Source organism: Rubrivivax gelatinosus (assembly GCF_016583785.1).
Taxonomy (GTDB): Bacteria; Pseudomonadota; Gammaproteobacteria; order Burkholderiales; family Burkholderiaceae_C; genus Rubrivivax; species Rubrivivax gelatinosus_B.
In genome coordinates this window covers 84,748-101,304 of record NZ_NRRU01000002.1, presented here as the reverse complement: position 1 = coordinate 101,304, position 16,557 = coordinate 84,748, and the positions used below count along the sequence as shown (strand labels likewise).

Here is a 16,557-nt window from a genome sequence, read left to right as displayed (position 1 = left end):
GCGTACGCAGCGTGCCGCCGGCCGAGGCGGCGACGTAGACCAGCTCGGCTTCGGCATAACCGGCCAGCGGCGCGTCGGGTTCGGCGCCGCAGCCGGCGAGCAGGGCCGCAAGCGCGGCGGCCAGGAGGGGGCGCAGGGGCAGGGTGGTCATCGGCGGGCCTTTAGCGGTCGGGGGCCAGGCCACGCAGCGCCCAGTCCAGGCGCTCGGCGACACGTTCCGGCGCGATGGCCAGCGGCACCAGCAGGCCGACGAAGGGCGCCGGTGCGATCTCGCGTGCGGCCAGGAACTGGGTCAGCAGCACCGGCAGTGCCAGCGCGGCCAGCAGGAACATCAGCTGGTGCAGCGGCTCGGCGCGGCGCAGGCCGCCGCTGGCCTGCGCGGCGGCGATCAGGCCCAGCAGCACGGCGGGGTGGCGCCGGTCTATCGTCGCCAGGAAACGCCGGGCGCCGGTCTCGCCGGCGGCGGCGTCGCCCACCAGGTGGGCCAGGAAGGCGCGGTGCTGGACCACCCAGCCGACGAACTCGAGCAGCGCCGCACGCAGCGCCGCCAGCGGGTCGGCCGGGTGGTCGGCCAGACCCTGCAGCTGCGCGAACATCGGCGCGTACCAGCGCTCGATCAGCTCGTCGACGAAAGCCTCGCGCGAGCCGAAGTGGTAGACGAAGCTGCCCAGGTTGGCGCCGGCCTCGGCGGCGACGGCGCGCACCGTCAGTGCCTTCAGGCCAGCGCGCTGGGCCAGCGTCAGCCCGGCCTGCAGCAGGCGTTCGCGGCTGCCGGGCTCGGGGCTGGTGGAGACACGGGACATGCAGCGGTTTATACGCTTGTATAAACGGCGCCGCAATCCCGCCTTCGCAAATGAAAACGGCGGCCCGCGGGCCGCCGTCGTCTGCCGGGCGCGAGCCGCGCCTTATTTGATCGGCTTGAAGCGCACGCGCTTCGGGCGCGCGCCTTCTTCGCCCAGGCGCTTCTTCTTGTCTTCTTCGTACTCGTGGTAGTTGCCGGCGTAGAAGAACCACTGCGAGTCGCCTTCGCAGGCGAGGATGTGGGTCGCGATGCGGTCCAGGAACCAGCGGTCATGGCTGATGACCATGGCCGAGCCTGCGAACTCGAGCAGCGCCTCTTCGAGCGCACGCAGGGTTTCGACGTCCAGGTCGTTCGACGGTTCGTCGAGCATCAGCACGTTGCCGCCCTGGGCCAGGGTCTTGGCCAGGTGCAGGCGGCCGCGTTCGCCGCCGGACAGGCTGCCGACGAGCTTCTGCTGGTCGTTGCCCTTGAAGTTGAAGCGGCCCAGGTAGGCGCGGCTGGGCATCACGAACTGGCCGACGACGATGTTGTCCAGGCCGCCGGAGACGTCCTGCCAGACGGTGTTGGACGCTTCCAGGCTGGCGCGGCTCTGGTCGACGAAGGCCAGGTGCGCGGTCTTGCCGATCACGACCTCGCCCGAATCGGGCTGCTCCACGCCCTGGAGCATGCGGAACAGCGTCGACTTGCCGGCGCCGTTGGGGCCGATGATGCCGACGATGGCGCCCGCCGGCACCTTGAAGCTCAGGTTGTCGATCAGGCAGCGGTCACCGAAGCTCTTGGTGACGCCCTTGAACTCGATGACCTCGTTGCCCAGGCGCTCGGCCACCGGGATGAAGATCTCGTTGGTCTCGTTGCGGCGCTGGTATTCGACGTCGCTCAGTTCCTCGAAGCGGGCCAGACGCGCCTTGCTCTTGGCCTGGCGGCCCTTGGCGTTGGAGCGAACCCACTTGAGTTCCTCCTTCATCGCCTTCATGCGCGCGTCTTCCTTCTTCTGCTCGATCTCGAGGCGGCGTTCCTTCTGGTCCAGCCAGTCGGAGTAGTTGCCCTTCCACGGGATGCCCATGCCGCGGTCGAGTTCGAGAATCCACTCGGCGGCGTTGTCCAGGAAGTAGCGATCGTGGGTGATCGCGACCACGGTGCCGGGGTAGCGCTGCAGGAACTGCTCGAGCCAGTCGACCGATTCGGCGTCCAAGTGGTTGGTCGGCTCGTCCAGCAGCAGCATGTCGGGCTTGGACAGCAGCAGCCGGCACAGCGCGACGCGGCGCTTCTCGCCGCCGGAGAGCACGCCGATCTGCGCGTCCCAGGGCGGCAGGCGCAGCGCGTCGGCGGCCAGTTCGAGCTGCAGGTCGGTGTTCTCGCTGCCGGCGGCGGCGATGATGGCTTCGAGCTCGGCCTGCTCGGCGGCGAGCTTGTCGAAGTCGGCATCGGGCTCGGCGTACTCGGCGTAGACCTCGTCCAGGCGCTTCTTCGCGGCGAGCACGCCGCCTATGCCTTGTTCGACGGCTTCGCGCACGTTCTGGTTCGGGTCGAGCTCGGGTTCCTGCGGCAGGTAGCCGATGTTCAGGCCCGGCATCGGCACCGCGTCGCCTTCGATGTCCTTGTCCAGCCCGGCCATGATCTTCAGCAGCGTCGACTTGCCGCTGCCGTTGATGCCGAGCACCCCGATCTTGGCGCCGGGGAAGAAGGACAGGCTGATGTCCTTCAGGATCTGCCGCTTCGGCGGCACGATCTTGCCGACGCGGTTCATCGTGAATACGTACTGGGCCATGGCTGCTGTTCGTGTGCTGACTAAGGTGGAGCTTCCGGCGGGCTGAGCGCCGGGCAATCCGCTATTGTCGCCGCTCGCGGCCCGGCTGCAGCGCTTGACCCCGGGCAATCGCCGTCGCGCCGGCGCTGCGGCGTCAGCCATCCGGGTCAAGGGAGGTCTCGTGTCGTGGGGTCTCACGATGCAGATTTGATCTGCATCAGATAGAATCGGAGACACCGATGCAGAGCCCAGTCGTTGCATCGCCGTCGAGCCCGACGCCGCTTCTCGCGGCCCCTTGATCTGACGCCTGCGACTGGCGCCCCGAGCGGGCGACAGGCCGACCGAATTCCGACTCCATGAACTTTTCCGATCTCGGCCTCGCCGAGCCGTTGCTGCGTGCTGTCCGCGACCAGGGCTACGACGTGCCGACGCCGATCCAGGTCCAGGCCATCCCCGCGGTACTGCAAGGCGGCGACCTGCTCGCCGGGGCGCAGACGGGCACCGGCAAGACCGCCGGCTTCACGCTGCCGATGCTGCAGCGCCTGACCGAAGCCAAGCCGCTGCGCGACTCGCGTGGTCGCATCGCCATCCGTGCCCTGGTGCTGACGCCGACCCGTGAACTCGCCGCCCAGGTCGAAGAAAGCGTGCGCGCCTACGGCAAGTACCTGCCGCTCACCAGCATGGTGATGTTCGGCGGCGTCGGCATGCAGCCGCAGATCGACCGCCTGAAGAAGGGCGTCGACATCCTCGTCGCCACGCCCGGCCGGCTGCTGGACCACCACGCCCAGGGCACGCTCGACCTGTCGCAGGTGCAGATCCTGGTGCTGGACGAAGCCGACCGCATGCTCGACATGGGCTTCATCCACGACATCAAGAAGGTGCTCGCGGCACTGCCGCCGAAGAAGCAGAGCCTGCTCTTCTCGGCCACCTTCAGCGACGAGATCAAGGCACTGGCCGACCGGCTGCTGAACCAGCCGGCGCTGATCGAGGTCGCGCGCCGCAACGCCACCGCCGAGACCATCGCGCAGAAGGTGCACCCGGTCGGGCGCGAGAAGAAGAAGGACCTGCTCGCACACCTGATCCGCCAGGGCGACTGGCACCAGGTGCTGGTCTTCACGCGCATGAAACACGGTGCCAACCGCCTGGCCGAGTTCCTCAACGAACAAGGCATCAGCGCGATGGCGATCCACGGCAACAAGAGCCAGGGTGCGCGCACCAAGGCGCTGGCCGAGTTCAAGGCCGGCACGCTGCAGGTGCTGGTGGCGACCGACATCGCCGCGCGCGGCATCGACATCGACCAGCTGCCGCACGTCGTCAACTTCGAGCTGCCCAACGTGCCCGAGGACTACGTGCACCGCATCGGCCGCACCGGCCGTGCCGGCGCCAGCGGCGAGGCGATCTCGCTCGTCTGCCTGGACGAGGACATCTTCCTGCGCGACATCGAGCGCCTGATCAAGCGCGACATTCCGGTCCAGGTGATCCCGGGCTTCGCGCCGGCGCCCGGCGAGAAGGCCGAGCCCATCGTGCTCGGCCGCATGACGATCGGCGTCGGCGGCACGCGCCGCAACGCTGGCGGCGGCCAGGGCGCGCCGCGTGGCGGCCGCCCGGGTGGCGGCGGCGGTGCTCGGCCGCAAGGTCAGGGCGCCGGGCAGGGCAGCGGTGGCCAGCGCAACCAGTCTGGCGGTCAGCGCACGTCTTCCGGGCCGTCGCCGCGTGGTTCGTCCAGCGGCCATGGCGGCGGCCGTGCCGCGCAAGGCCCGCGCGGGCCGCGCCGCTGAACACCGCCCGGCGCCAACGCGCCGGGCTCTCGGGCGGCGCCCAGCCGCCTGAAACGCAGGCTGCAGCCTGCGTCCCGTCATTTATGCTCGCGGCGTGTCGTCAATACGCGCGGGGAGCGAAATGGCCAAGCGGATGCAGGTCGGCGGTTTCGGCGTCGACCTGCAGGCCAGACGGCTGCTGGGCGAACACGGCGAGCCCCTCGGCGAGCGCGCTTTCGAGCTGCTGCTGACGCTGATCGACGGCCGCACGCGGCCGATGTCGCACGCCGAGCTGATCGAGCGCGTCTGCCCCGGTCTTCCCGGTGGGCGCGACGGCCTGTCGCTCGACATCGAGCAGCTGCGCCGCGTGCTCGGCCCCGAGGCCATCGCGACGATCCCCGGCCGTGGCTACCAGCTGGTCTGCGAGGTGCAGGACCCGCAGGACGACGGTGTTTTGCCGCCGCAGCTGCGCGCCGTCGACCTGCCCGCCGAACCCCCGGGTTTCGTCGGGCGCGAATCCGATCAACAGGAACTGGCCGCACACCTGGACCGTTCCCGCCTCGTGAGCCTGTGCGGCCTGGGCGGCGTCGGCAAGACGGCGCTGGCGCTGCGAGCCGCGCACCGGATGCGCGGCCGCGGCCTGCTGGTGCTGTGGGTCGAGATCGACGGCGTGCGCGGCGTCGAGGATCTGGCGGCTTCGGTCGCCGACCGCCTGGGCGTGCCGCAGACCAGCCAGGTCGGGCCGGTGGCGGCGGTGCTCGCCGCGCTGCGCCAGCGGCCGGTGCTGCTCGTGCTCGACAGCGCCGAAGCCTCGTGCAGCGGCGTCTACGAACTCTTCAACCGGCTCGCGGCCGCGCCGCGGCTGCAGGTGCTGGTCACGACGCAGCTGCCGCTGCATCACCCCGAAGAGCAGGTGATGCGCCTGGAAGGCCTGTCGCTGGCGCTGCCCGACGCGCCGCGTGCCGGGCTGCTGGCCAGCGATGCGCTGCGCCACTTCCTGCACCGTGCCGGGCTGGGCGAGGGCCAGGCGCTGGGCGATGACGAACTGCGCGCGATCGCACGCGTCTGCGGCCAGGTCGGCGGCTCGGCGCTGGCCATCGCCCTGCTGGCCTCCCGTGTGCGCAGGCTCGGCAGCGAAGGGCTGGCCGAATTGCTGCGCGAGCGCTTGCCGCCGCCGCTGGACGCCGGCCAGCCGCCGCGGCGCCAGACGCTGCTGGCGACGCTGCAGTGGAGCTACCGGCTGCTGCCGCCGGCCAGCCAGCTGCTGCTGCGCCGCCTGTCCTGGTGCGTGCGCGGCTTCTCCTACGAACTCGCCCTGGCCATCGGGCGTCAGGAGCTGGACGAGGACAACCTGCACCAGGCACTGGCCGACCTGATCGAACGCTCGCTCGTCGTCGTCGAGGCCGGCGAGGCCTCGCGCCTGCGGCTGCTCGAGCCGACGCGGCAGTTCGCGATGCTGCAGGAGCCCGATCCCGAGACCGCGTCGCGCCAGCATGCCCATGGCGTGCTCGACGCCTGCCGCGGCGCCGACGAACGCATCTTCGTCGACACCGAGCGCGGCTGGCGCCGGCGCTACGAGCCCGACCTCGACAACGTGCTGGCGGCGCTGCGCTGGGCGACGACGCGCGAGGCCGATCTCGCCTACGGCCTGCTGGCCGAGACCGCGATGCTCTTCGTGCTGAGCGTGCGCGTGCAGGAGTATCTGGAGCTGCTGCGCCGCGCCGAGCAGCTGCAGCCCTCGTCGACGCTGGCGCCGCCGGCGCGTGCCGCCTTCTGCCTCGGCGCCGCCAAGGTGCTGGCCTTGTCGCGGCGGCGCGCCTCGCGCGAGCTGGCGACCGAGGCGGCTGCCCTGTACCGGAGCCTGGGCGAGCGGCGCCAGGCCTTCCTGGCGAGCAGCTACGCCGTCGCCGCGCTCGGCGAGCAGTCCGATGGCGCGGTCCAGGCGCTGCACGACCTGGCGCAGCAGGCCGAGGCCGATTTCCCGCCACTGCTGCGGCGCTATCGCTACCACGCCGAGGCGCTGGCGTATTCCTTCCTCGGGCAGTCGGAGCAGGCGCTGCGTGCCTGCGAGGCTGCGGCCGCAGCGGCGCGCGAGGCCGGCTGGAACCAGTTCGCACGCGGCGCGCTGTCCAACCTGGCCTATCTGCACCTGGAACTGGGCGACGCTGCCGCGGCGATCGCCGCCGGTGCCGAACTGACGGCCTTCTACCGCGGCGGTATCGGCTCGCAGGCCTGTTTCGCCTGGGGCAACTATGCCCATGCACTGCTGCGCGACGGCCAGCTGGACGCGGCGCGTGAGGCGCTGCGCAGCTTCGTCGAAACCTCGCGTGCCAGCGACTGGGTGGCGTTCGACATCGTCGCGCCGATGTTCGCGCTGTTTGCCGCGCGCGAAGGGCGGCCGCATTCGGCCGCTTTCCTGCTCGGTTACGACGATCGCTGCACGGAACGCGGCGCGCGCCGTTTTGCGGCCTACGCACGTTCGCGCCAGCTGGCCGAGGCGCAGGTGCAGGAGGCGCTGGCGCCCGAGGCCGCAGCGCTGGCGCGCAGCGCCGGGCGCGAGGCCGACGCCCACCAGGCGGCGGTCGTCACGCTGGACGGCAGCGACTTGGCGCCGGCCACGGCGCCTGCCGTACGCGGCTGAAGGCGGCCGGAAACGACGAAGGCCCCGCATGGGGCCTTCGATTCGGCTGCTTGCCGCGCGGCGTTTACTGGGCGCCGAACTTGTAGTCGGTGCGGGCCTTGGTGCGCAGCTGTTCCTGGTACTGCTGCAGGCCGGCCTGTTCCATGCGCTGCTTGAGCTGGTCCTTCACTTCCTCGAAGGCCGGGAACTGCGCTTCGCGCGTGTCGTCCAGGCGGATGATGTGCCAGCCGAACTGGCTCTTCACCGGCGTCTCGGTCATCTCGCCCTTCTTCAGCGCGACCATGGCCTGGCTGAACTCGGGCACGTAGGCGTCGGGCTTGGCGAAGTCGAGGTCGCCGCCGTTCTCACCGGATCCCGGGTCCTTGGAGTTCTTCTTGGCCAGTTCCTCGAAGCTGGCGCCGGCCTTGATCTGGGCGATCAGCGCCTTGGCCGCGTCTTCGGTCTCGACCAGGATGTGGCGCGCGTGGTATTCGGTGCCGGCGGCCGAGACCTTGATCTTGTCGTACTCGGCCTGCGCCTGGGCGTCGGCGACCGGGTGGGTCTTGCGGTAGGTCTCGAACAGCTCGCGGATCAGGATGCTCTGGCGGGCGAGCTCCATCTGCGCCTTGTAGTCGGCGCTGGTGGCCAGGCCCTTCTTCTCGGCTTCCTGCACGAAGATCTCGCGCAGCACGACCTGGTCGCGGGCCTGCTGCTGCAGTTCGGGGCCGACCTGCTGGCCGGCGCGAGCGGCCTGCTGCAGCAGGGTTTCGACACGCGCCTTGGGCACCGGCTTGCCGTTGACGACAGCGATGTTCTGCGCCTGTGCGGCCAGCGGCATCAGCAGGGCGCTGGCGGCGACGGCGATGGCCGTGCGCAGGGCGAGGGACTTCGAGCTCATGGATGGCACTTTCGGATGAGGCGCGCACCGATCCTGCGGTGCGGCGCGCCGATGGAGTTGTTCGGGGGTGTCAGTCCTGCCGGGGCGGCTGCGCGTCGATTGCCAACGCGTGCACACCCCGTTGGCCCAGGGGGCCGAGGGCATCATACACAAGGCGATGGCGCGCCAAGGGCGCCAGCCCGACGAAGCGCGCACTGCGGATGCGCACCTGGAAATGGCCGCCTTCGCGGGCACCGGCGTGGCCGGCGTGTTTCGCGCTGTCGTCCAGCACCTCGAGCTCGACCGGGTCGAGCGCGGCGCGCAGCGCGGCTTCGATCTCGTCGGCGCGGCTCAACGCGAGCCCTCGCGCGGCGCGCCGTTGTCGTCCAGGTATCGGCCCAGGTACAGGCCCTGGGCGACGGTGAAGGCGACCATCAGGCCGACGCCGCCGAAGAGCTTGAAGTTGACCCAGGTGTCAGTGCTGAAGCTGTAGGCGACCCACAGGTTGAGCAGGCCCATCCCGGCGAAGAACGCGACCCAGGCGAAGTTCAGCCGGTGCCAGACGCGCGCCGGCAGCTGCATCTGTTCGCCCAGCAGCGCCTTCAGCAGGTTCTTGCCGGCCAGCAGCGGCGCCAGCCAGAGCGCGGTGCCCATGCTCCAGTACAGGACGCTGGGCTTCCACTTGATGAAGGTCTCGTTGTGGAACCAGATCGTCAGCCCGCCCAGCACCACGACCAGCACCAGGCTCACCCAGAGCATGGTGTCGATCTTGCGCCCGCGCAGCTTGAGCACCAGCACCTGCGCCAGCGTTGCCAGGATGACGACGATGGTCGACAGCAGCACCGGCGCCTCCTTGACGCCGACGACGCCGCCGGAGACGACGAAGCCGAAGTTCTCGGTCGCGAAGTCCGCGGCCCACTCGGGGTTGCTTTCGGCCAGCTTGAAGCAGGCGAAGAACAGGACGATCGGCAGGAAGTCCAGCAGCAGCTTCATGCGGGGCGGCGGATACGGTTCATGGCGTCATTGTGCCGGCTGCACGAGGGCCGGCCCGTGAAGCCGTGCCCGCGACAGGCCGAAACGGCCCGGCTCATGTCGGCTCGGGCTTGAAGTCGATGGCCGCCGAGTTGATGCAGTAGCGCTGGCCTGTGGGTGCCGGGCCATCGTCGAAGACATGGCCCAGGTGGGTGCCGCAGCGGCGGCAGCGCACCTCGACGCGCACCATGCCGTGAGTGGTGTCGCGTACCTCCTCGATGACGTCGGCCTCCAGCGGCTGCCAGTAGCTCGGCCAGCCGCAGCCGGCGTCGAACTTGCTGCGGCTGGCGAACAGCGGCGTGCCGCAGCCGACGCAGTCGTAGCGGCCGTCCTCGAAGTGGTCCCAGTACTTGCCGCTGAACGGGCGTTCGGTGGCGGCCTGGCGCGCGACCTGGTACTGGGTCGCATCGAGCTGCTCGCGCCATTCGGCGTCGCTCTTGCGGACTTCGTAGCGCGGGTCGTCGTGGGCATGCGGGTCGTGGCGTTTGGAGAACATGTTCATGACGAGCAGGAGACCTCGAGCTGCTGCGCCCATGCGGGCGGGAAACCGGCGAGCGCCTCATGCGCGGGCTGCTCGTCGAACGGATGCTGCAGCACGGCCAGCAGCCGTGCGAGCTCGGCGAAGTCGCCGTCTTCGGCCTGGCGGATGGCGGTTTCGGCGAGGTGGTTGCGCAGCACGTACTTGGGGTTGGTTCCGTCCATGCGCAAGCGGCGTTCGGCGTCGACGCTGTTCTCGGCGCGCAGCCGCCCGGCGTAGCGCACCGCCCAGGCGTCGAAGGCTTCGCGGTCGAGGAACAGGTCGCGCAGCGCTTCGTTGCGTGCGCCCGGGCTGCTGTCCAAGCGCCCGAGCCGGCGCCAGGTGATGGTGTAGTCGGCGCCGTCCTCGGCCATGCGGCGCAGCAGGTCGTCGACGAGCGCTCCGTCTTCCGGGCGCTCGCTCGCCAGGCCGAGCTTGGCGCGCATCTGCGCCTGCAGCGCGGCCAGGAACTCGGTTTTGTACGGCTCCAGCGCGGCGACCGCGGCGTCGGTGTCCCCGATCAGCGGCAGCAGCGCCTGCGCCAGCGCGTGCAGGTTCCAGAACGCGACATTGGGCTGGCGCGAATAGGCGTAGCGGCCGCGTTCGTCCGAGTGATTGCAGACGTGGCCGGGGTCGAAGGCGTCGAGGAAACCGAAAGGCCCGTAGTCGATCGTCAGCCCGAGCAGCGACATGTTGTCGGTGTTCATCACGCCGTGGCAGAAGCCGACGGCCTGCCAAGACGCGACGAGCCGCGCGGTGCGTCGCGCCACCTCTTCGAGCAGCGCGGCATAGCGCTCGGCCGCCTCGGCCTGCGCCGGGAAGTAGCGCTCGATCGCAGCGTCGGCCAGGCGCCGCAGCGCCGCCGTATCGGCCGCGGTGTGGGCGAAGTGTTCGAAGTGGCCGAAACGCAGGAAGCTCGGCGCCACACGCGTGACGACGGCGGCGGTCTCAGCGCGTTCGCGTCGCACCGGCAGCGGCGAGCCGACGAGCGCCAGCGCACGTGTCGTCGGGATGCCGAGCGCGTGCATCGCCTCGGAGCACAGGTACTCGCGGATCGACGAGCGCAGCACCGCGCGGCCGTCGCCCATGCGCGAATACGGCGTCAGGCCGCTGCCCTTCAGTTGCAGTTCCAGCGGCCCGAGCGGCGTGTCGGCTTCGCCCAGCAGCAGCGCGCGGCCGTCACCCAGCTGCCCCGCCCAGACGCCGAACTGGTGGCCGGAATAGACCGTGGCCAGCGTGCCGCCGGCGGGCTGGGCGTTGCCGGCCAGCAGCGCCAGCGCCTCGTCGCGCTGCAGCCAGTCCCACCAGCCGAGTTCACGTGCGAAGGCCTCGTTGCGCGCCACCCAGTGCGCCTCGGGCACCGGCTGCGGCGGCTGGGCGATGGCCAGCGGGGCGCCGGCGCGGCGCACGAAACCGTCGTCGCGCCAGCGCGGCTCGTCGGGGAAGGTCCGGTCGGAGGCGTTCATCGCCAGCATTGTGGGAAGCCGCCGCGCGCCGCGCCGGCGCAGGGGCTTAAGCACCGCGGCCCGTTATCGTCACGGCTTCGTGATGGCCACCTCGCACTTCCTCGTCTCGCTGCTCAACGGGCTGTCCGTGGGCCTGCTGCTGTTCCTGCTGGCCTCGGGGCTGACGCTGATCTTCAGCCTGATGGGCGTGCTGAACTTCGCCCACGCGAGCTTCTACATGCTGGGCGCCTACGTCGGCGCCACCGTCGCCGCGGGCGCGGGCTTCTGGGTCGCGCTGGTGGTGGCGCCGCTGGTCGTGGGCCTGGCCGGCGCCGCCTTCGAGCGCTGGGTGCTGCGCCGCGTACACCCGCAGGGCCACGTCGCCGAGCTGCTCGTCACCTTCGGTCTGGCCTATGTCGTCGTCGAGCTGGTGCAGCTGGTCTGGGGCCGCCAGCCGCTGGCCTTCGAGCCGCCGCCGGCGCTGGCCGGGCCGCTGTTCACGCTGGTGCAGGCGCCGGCCGGGCTGACGCTGGCCTGGGGCGCCGCGCCCGAGGCCTGCCGCGGCGACGCGGCGTGGGTCTGCACCCAGTTCCCGGCGCTGCGCGCCTTCGCGATGGTGCTGGCGCTGGCGCTGCTGGGCGTGCTGGCGCTGGCGCTGCGCACGACGCGGCTGGGCCTGGTGATCCGCGCCGCGCTGACGCACCCGCAGATGGTGCAGGCGCTGGGCCACGACGTGCCGCAGGTCTTGATGCTGGTCTTCGGTGCCGGCACCGCGCTGGCGGCGCTGGCCGGCGTCGTCGGCGGCGTGATGCGGGTCACCGAACCGTCGATGGCGCAGGCCGTCGGGCCGGTGGTCTTCGCGCTCATCGTCATCGGCGGGCTGGGCTCGCTGGGCGGGGCCTTCGTCGCCTCGCTGCTGCTGGGCGTGCTGGACTCGTTCGCGGTGGCCAGCGACCGTTCGCTCGCCGACCTGGCAGCGGCGCTGCACTGGACGCCGGCACCCGAGACCGCGGCCTGGGCGCTGTGGAGCGTCAAGCTGTCGCAGGTGGCGGCAATCCTGCCCTATCTGCTGCTGGTGGGGGTGCTGGTGCTGCGCCCGCGTGGGCTCTTCGGCACGCGCGAGGGATGAGGGTGCCGCCGCGTCACCGGGCTTGGGCCTTGCTCGTCTGGGGCGGCTACGCGCTGGTGCTGGCGCTGGCGCCGCTGGTCTTCGACAGCAGCCTGGCGCTGACGATGCTGTCGCAGATCGGCATCGCCATCGTCGCCTGCCTGGCCTTCAACCTGCTGCTGGGGCAGGGCGGCATGCTGAGCTTCGGCCACGCGGTCTATTCCGGCCTGGGTGCTTACGCGGCGATCCATTCACTGCGCTGGATCGCGGCCGGCGAGCTGGCGCTGCCGGTCAGCCTGGTGCCGCTGGTCGGCGGCCTGGGCGGGCTGGCCGGCGCGGCGACGCTGGGCTGGCTGACGACGCGCACCGCCGGCACACCGTTCGCGATGATCACGCTGGGCCTGGGCGAGCTGGTCGCCGCGCTGGCGCTGATGTTCCCCACGGTCTTCGGCGGCGAAGGCGGGCTGAGCGCCGACCGTGTCGTCGGCGCGCCGGTGTGGGGCATCAGCTTCGGGCCGGCCTGGCAGGTCTACGCGCTGATCGCCGTCTACTGCTTCGCCTGCACCGCGGCGATGTACGGCTTCACGCGCACGCCGCTGGGACGCATGTTGAACGCCGTGCGCGACAACCCGCTGCGCACGGAGTTCGTCGGCTACAGCGCGCGCCGCGTGCGCTACCTGGCTTTCGTCGTCTCGGGCTTCTTCATGGGCGTGGCCGGCGGGCTGGCGGCGCTGCATTTCGAGATCGTCAGCGCCGAGGTGCTGGGCGCGCTCAGGTCCGGCGCCTACCTGCTGTTCACGGTGCTGGGCGGCACGGCCTACTTCGCCGGGCCGGTGATCGGTGCGGTGTTGATGGTGCTGGCCGGCGTGCTGCTGTCGGCGCTGACACGCGCCTGGCTGCTGTACCTGGGCCTGGCCTTCATCCTCGTCGTGATGGCGGCGCCGGGCGGGCTGGCCGGCGTCGCGGCGAGCCTGGCGCGTGCCGCCGCCGCGGGCCGGCTGCGCAGGCTGTGGGCCGGGCTGCTGGCGCTGCTCGCGCTGGCCGTCATCGCGCTGACGGGTCTCGCGGTGCTGGTCGAGTTGCTTTATCGGCGCCAGCTCGACGCGGCTTCCGGCCCGGTGCTGAACTTCGCCGGCCTGCCGCTGCAACTCGACTCGGCCGACGCCTGGGTCGGCGCCGTGCTGCTGCTGGCCACCGCGGCGGCCTTGTTCGAACTCGCGCGGCGGCGTTTCGCGCCGCAGTGGGCGCAGGAGGCAGCGCGTTGACGCCGGCGCTGGAACTGCGCGCCGTGCGCCGGCGTTTCGGCCGGACCGAGGTCGTGCGCGGCGCCAGCCTGGCGGTGCAGCCGGGCGAACGTGTCGCGCTGATCGGCCCCAACGGCGCCGGCAAGAGCACGCTGTTCAACCTGATCAGCGGCCAGCTCGCGCCCGACGCCGGCGAGATCCGGCTGAACGGCCAGGCGATCCACGGCCTGCCACCCTACGAGATCGTGCGCCGCGGTCTTGCGCGCAGCTTTCAGACCAGCCAGCTGTTCCCGCGCCTGTCGACGGTCGAGAACCTGCGCTGCGCGCTGCTGCACAGCGAGGGCGCCGGTTATGCCTTCTGGCGCCCGGCGCGTCGCCGCAGCCTGGACGAACGCGCCGAGGCGCTGCTGGCGATGCTGCGGCTGGAGCCGCGCCGCGACGTGCCGGCGGCGCAGCTCGCCTACGCCGAGCAGCGTGCGCTGGAGATCGGCCTGACGATCGCCGGCGACGCCGGCGTCGTGCTGCTGGATGAACCCACCGCCGGCATGAGCCGCGAGGAGACGGCCTGGTTCGTCGCGCTGATCCGCCGCGCGACCGAAGGGCGCACGCTGCTCGTCGTCGAACACGACATGGGCGTGGTCTTCGACCTGGCCGACCGCATCGCGGTGCTGGTCGACGGCGAGGTCGTCGCTTTCGACACGCCGGAAGTGGTGCGCGCCGATCCGCGTGTGCAGCAGGCTTATCTGGGCGCGCTGCCGCCGGCCGGGGAGGGCGGGTGCTGACGGTGCGTGGCCTGGAGGCCGGCTACGGCGTGCGCCCGGTGCTGCACGGCGTCGACCTGGACGTGGGTGCCGGCGAGATCGTCGCGCTGCTGGGCCGCAACGGCTCGGGCCGCTCGACGACGGCCAAGGCGCTGATGGGTCTGCTGCCGGCGCGCGGTTCGGTGCGCTGGCAGGGCGCCGAGCTGCTGGGGCGTCCAGCGCACGAGATCGCACGCGCCGGCCTGGGCTACGTGCCCGAGAGCCGCGACGTCTTCCCGACGCTCAGCGTCAACGAGAACCTGCGCCTGGGCGAACGCCCGCGCCGCGGCACGCGCCGCTGGACCACGGCCGAGCTGCTGGCGCGTTTCCCCCGCCTGGCCGAACGCGCGCAGGCCCCGGCCGGCGTGCTCTCGGGCGGCGAGCAGCAGATGCTGACGCTGGCGCGCACGCTGGTCGGCGACCCGGATCTGCTGATCGTCGACGAACCCACCGAAGGCCTGGCGCCGCAGGTCGTCGCCCAGGTGGCCGAACTGCTGGCCGAAGCGCGCCGGCGCGGCGTCGGCGTATTGCTGGTCGAGCAGAAGCTGGCGATCGCGCTGCAGCTCGCCGACCGCTGCCTGGTGATGGGCCACGGCCGCATCGTCTTCGCCGGCACGCCCGCGGCGCTGGCGGCCGACGCCGGCGTGCGGCGCGAGTGGCTGGAGGTCTGAGGCCTTCCGGCGTCCTACGTCCGGCCTCAGTGATAGTCGCTTTCGCGCTGGTGCCGGACGGCGCCGACATGCACGCGCCGCTCGGCCCGGATCTCGAAATAGACGACGAAGCCGCTGGCACCGAAGGGCACGATCAGCTCGCGCGCGAACGGACTGCTGGCCGCCTTGCGGCAGCTGAAAGGGCTGACGGCGAGGAAGCGACAGGCCTGGCGGATCGCTTCGATCGCCCGGCCGGGGATGTCGAGATCACCCGAGGGGCTGTTCAGTTCACGCGCGAAGGCGTGCTCGAACAGCCTCAGCAGATCCTCTTCGGCCTCGCGGCTGAAGACGACCTGGTAGTTCATGCGGCGGGTTTGCTCTGGCGCTCGCGCGCAGCGGCCAGTCGGGCTTCGAGCTTCTCGAGAACCGTGTCGGCCGGCACCCAGTCGCCGTCGGCCTCGGAGCGTGCGACCGCGGCCAGGCCGCGCCGCACGAACTCGGCCTGGTCACGGCGGCGGGCCACCTCGGTGCGTACCGCCTGCTCGACCAACGAAGCGAGGCTCTCGCCTTCTTCGAGCGCCTGCTCGATCTCGTCGCGGAACTGCGGCTCGATGCGAACCGGCGGGATGGTCGTGGACTTCATGCGGGCACTGTATCGCGTTTGCGATACTTTTGGCGTTCAGGCCGAAGCCGCCCGCCTCACGCCCCCGGTGAGCTGGCGCGCGATCAGCGTGCGCAGCGGCGACGCCACGCTCGCCGCCTTCAGCACCGCGCCACGAACCAGCCTGGCCGGCGGCGTGTCGTCGGTGAACAGGCGCACGATGGCGTTGGTGCCGAGGTAGACCGGCAGCGTGCGCAGCCGGTGTTCGCGTTCGTAGGCGGCCAGCACCGCAGCGTCGCCCAGGTCGCGACGACTGCGTGCGGCACGCTCCAGTTCGCGCGCCAGCACCTCGACGCCGTAGAGGCCGAAGTTGTAGCCGTGCGCGGTGACCGGGTGCATGCCGACCGCGGCGTCGCCGACGAGCGCGAAACGCGGGCCGACGAAACGGGTCGCGTAGGCCGCCACCAGCGGGTAGGCGTGGCGCGGCGCGGCGACGTCCATGCGGCCCAGGCGGCGGTCGAAGTGCTGCTCGACCCGCAGCGCGAAGGCTTCGTCCGACAGCGCCATCCACTCCGGTGCCTGGTCGCTCTTCAGCGTCACGACGGCCGAACTCTGGCGCCCGGCCATCGGCAGGATGGCCAGCGTGTTGCCGTAGCGGAAGCACTCGTGCGCGGTGTTCTCGTGGTCCTCCTCGTGGCGCATGCGCACGACGATGCAGGTGCGGCCGAAGTCCAGCAGGTGCGCGCCGATGCCGCCCAGGCGCCGCGTCGTCGAGAAGCGGCTGTCGGCGGCGACGACCAGCGGCGCGCGCCAGGCGCGGCCATCGGCCAGGCGCACGGTGGCGCCTTGTTCGTCGCGTTCCAGCGCGGTGACGCGCGCGTCGCCGACGATCTCGATGCCCGGCGCCGCGGCGGCCGCGGCGTAGGCGGCTTCGCGCAGGCGGTGATTCGGCACCAGGTAACCCAGGGCCTCGTGGCCGTCGGCCTGGCCGTCGAAAGGCAGCACCAGCGGCGAGGCGCCGTTGCGCACCAGCGCGCGCTTCAAGGGCGCGATCTCGTCGGCGGGCAGCCGGTCCCAGTGGCCCAGGCGTTCGAGGATGGCGCGCGCGCGATGCGTCAGCGCGATGTCGCGCCCGTCCTCCGGCGGCGCGACCAGCGACTCGGCGCTGTTCTGTTCGAGCACGGTGCAACGCAGGCCGGCCTGCGCGAGCGCCGCCGCCAGCGCCAGGCCCGCGGGGCCGGCGCCGACGATGGCGATGTCGGTGGTGTGGAGGTCGTTCACAGTCGGTTGAGGGGCATCAAGGCCCCGAGTGGCCGGCGCACGATATCGGCGCGTTGGCGGCATGGGCTTGACTGAT

The 16,557-nt window shown here is 71.5% G+C and carries 16 protein-coding genes; 6 read left to right on the top strand and 10 right to left on the bottom strand.

Annotated elements, in window-relative coordinates:
* Window positions 1-161: 161 nt before the first annotated feature.
* Both CKO43_RS01370 and ettA read right to left on the bottom strand, forming a co-directional pair.
* Window positions 162-803, bottom strand: a complete 642-nt coding sequence (locus CKO43_RS01370; protein WP_200377646.1) for a TetR/AcrR family transcriptional regulator — start codon at window positions 801-803, stop codon at window positions 162-164.
* Window positions 804-905: 102 nt separating this feature from the next.
* Window positions 906-2,570, bottom strand: a complete 1,665-nt coding sequence (ettA, locus tag CKO43_RS01365) for an energy-dependent translational throttle protein EttA (protein WP_200225451.1) — start codon at window positions 2,568-2,570, stop codon at window positions 906-908.
* Window positions 2,571-2,905: 335 nt separating this feature from the next.
* On the opposite strand from ettA, the gene CKO43_RS01360 reads away from it, so the two are divergent.
* Entirely contained in the window at window positions 2,906-4,327 is a 1,422-nt protein-coding gene (locus CKO43_RS01360; protein WP_200377644.1) for a DEAD/DEAH box helicase, read from the top strand.
* Window positions 4,328-4,448: 121 nt separating this feature from the next.
* The gene (locus CKO43_RS01355; protein WP_200377630.1) at window positions 4,449-6,947 is read left to right on the top strand and encodes an ATP-binding protein; all 2,499 of its coding nucleotides are present in this window, start codon (window positions 4,449-4,451) and stop codon (window positions 6,945-6,947) included.
* Window positions 6,948-7,011: 64 nt separating this feature from the next.
* Here CKO43_RS01355 and CKO43_RS01350 read toward each other — a convergent pair whose 3' ends face one another.
* The 5 genes from CKO43_RS01350 to CKO43_RS01330 all read right to left on the bottom strand — a co-directional run bounded on the left by CKO43_RS01350 (window position 7,012) and on the right by CKO43_RS01330 (window position 10,818).
* Window positions 7,012-7,824 carry a foldase protein PrsA gene (locus CKO43_RS01350; protein ID WP_200377623.1) on the bottom strand — a complete coding sequence of 271 codons (813 nt, stop codon included), beginning with the start codon at window positions 7,822-7,824 and terminating at the stop codon, window positions 7,012-7,014.
* A 70-nt stretch (window positions 7,825-7,894) separates the two neighbouring features.
* Window positions 7,895-8,158: a BolA family protein gene (locus CKO43_RS01345; protein ID WP_200225456.1), complete on the bottom strand. Its 264-nt coding sequence runs from the start codon at window positions 8,156-8,158 to the stop codon at window positions 7,895-7,897.
* Window positions 8,155-8,796, bottom strand: coding sequence for a septation protein A (locus CKO43_RS01340; protein WP_200225457.1), 642 nt, complete (start codon window positions 8,794-8,796; stop codon window positions 8,155-8,157). Before CKO43_RS01340 ends, CKO43_RS01345 begins: the two co-directional genes overlap by 4 nt.
* Window positions 8,797-8,890: 94 nt before the next feature.
* Window positions 8,891-9,331 (bottom strand): peptide-methionine (R)-S-oxide reductase MsrB, encoded by a 441-nt coding sequence (gene msrB / locus CKO43_RS01335; protein WP_431191954.1) that lies wholly within the window; start codon window positions 9,329-9,331, stop codon window positions 8,891-8,893.
* Window positions 9,332-9,333: 2 nt separating this feature from the next.
* The gene (locus CKO43_RS01330) at window positions 9,334-10,818 is read right to left on the bottom strand and encodes a protein adenylyltransferase SelO (RefSeq protein WP_242481018.1); all 1,485 of its coding nucleotides are present in this window, start codon (window positions 10,816-10,818) and stop codon (window positions 9,334-9,336) included.
* Window positions 10,819-10,900: 82 nt separating this feature from the next.
* Here CKO43_RS01330 and CKO43_RS01325 point away from each other — a divergent pair, with 82 nt between their 5' ends.
* The 4 genes from CKO43_RS01325 to CKO43_RS01310 are packed head-to-tail and all read left to right on the top strand — an operon-like array spanning window position 10,901 to window position 14,620.
* A complete protein-coding gene (locus CKO43_RS01325) occupies window positions 10,901-11,926 on the top strand; it encodes a branched-chain amino acid ABC transporter permease (RefSeq protein WP_200377619.1) in 1,026 nt (341 codons plus the stop codon).
* Window positions 11,923-13,170, top strand: coding sequence for a branched-chain amino acid ABC transporter permease (locus CKO43_RS01320; protein ID WP_200377618.1), 1,248 nt, complete (start codon window positions 11,923-11,925; stop codon window positions 13,168-13,170). The genes CKO43_RS01325 and CKO43_RS01320 overlap by 4 nt, the downstream gene beginning before the upstream one ends.
* Window positions 13,167-13,931 (top strand): ABC transporter ATP-binding protein, encoded by a 765-nt coding sequence (locus tag CKO43_RS01315; protein WP_200377617.1) that lies wholly within the window; start codon window positions 13,167-13,169, stop codon window positions 13,929-13,931. Before CKO43_RS01320 ends, CKO43_RS01315 begins: the two co-directional genes overlap by 4 nt.
* Entirely contained in the window at window positions 13,925-14,620 is a 696-nt protein-coding gene (locus CKO43_RS01310) for an ATP-binding cassette domain-containing protein (RefSeq protein ID WP_200377616.1), read from the top strand. The genes CKO43_RS01315 and CKO43_RS01310 overlap by 7 nt, the downstream gene beginning before the upstream one ends.
* A 26-nt stretch (window positions 14,621-14,646) precedes the next feature.
* On the opposite strand, the gene CKO43_RS01305 is transcribed toward CKO43_RS01310, so the two are convergent.
* The 3 genes from CKO43_RS01305 to ubiM are packed head-to-tail and all read right to left on the bottom strand — an operon-like array spanning window position 14,647 to window position 16,481.
* Complete coding sequence (locus CKO43_RS01305; RefSeq protein ID WP_200225466.1) at window positions 14,647-14,964, bottom strand: type II toxin-antitoxin system RelE/ParE family toxin; 318 nt, start codon at window positions 14,962-14,964, stop codon at window positions 14,647-14,649.
* Window positions 14,961-15,242, bottom strand: coding sequence for a YlcI/YnfO family protein (locus tag CKO43_RS01300; protein WP_200225468.1), 282 nt, complete (start codon window positions 15,240-15,242; stop codon window positions 14,961-14,963). Before CKO43_RS01300 ends, CKO43_RS01305 begins: the two co-directional genes overlap by 4 nt.
* Window positions 15,243-15,278: 36 nt before the next feature.
* Window positions 15,279-16,481, bottom strand: coding sequence for a 5-demethoxyubiquinol-8 5-hydroxylase UbiM (ubiM, locus tag CKO43_RS01295; RefSeq protein WP_200377615.1), 1,203 nt, complete (start codon window positions 16,479-16,481; stop codon window positions 15,279-15,281).
* Window positions 16,482-16,557 lie beyond the last annotated feature (76 nt).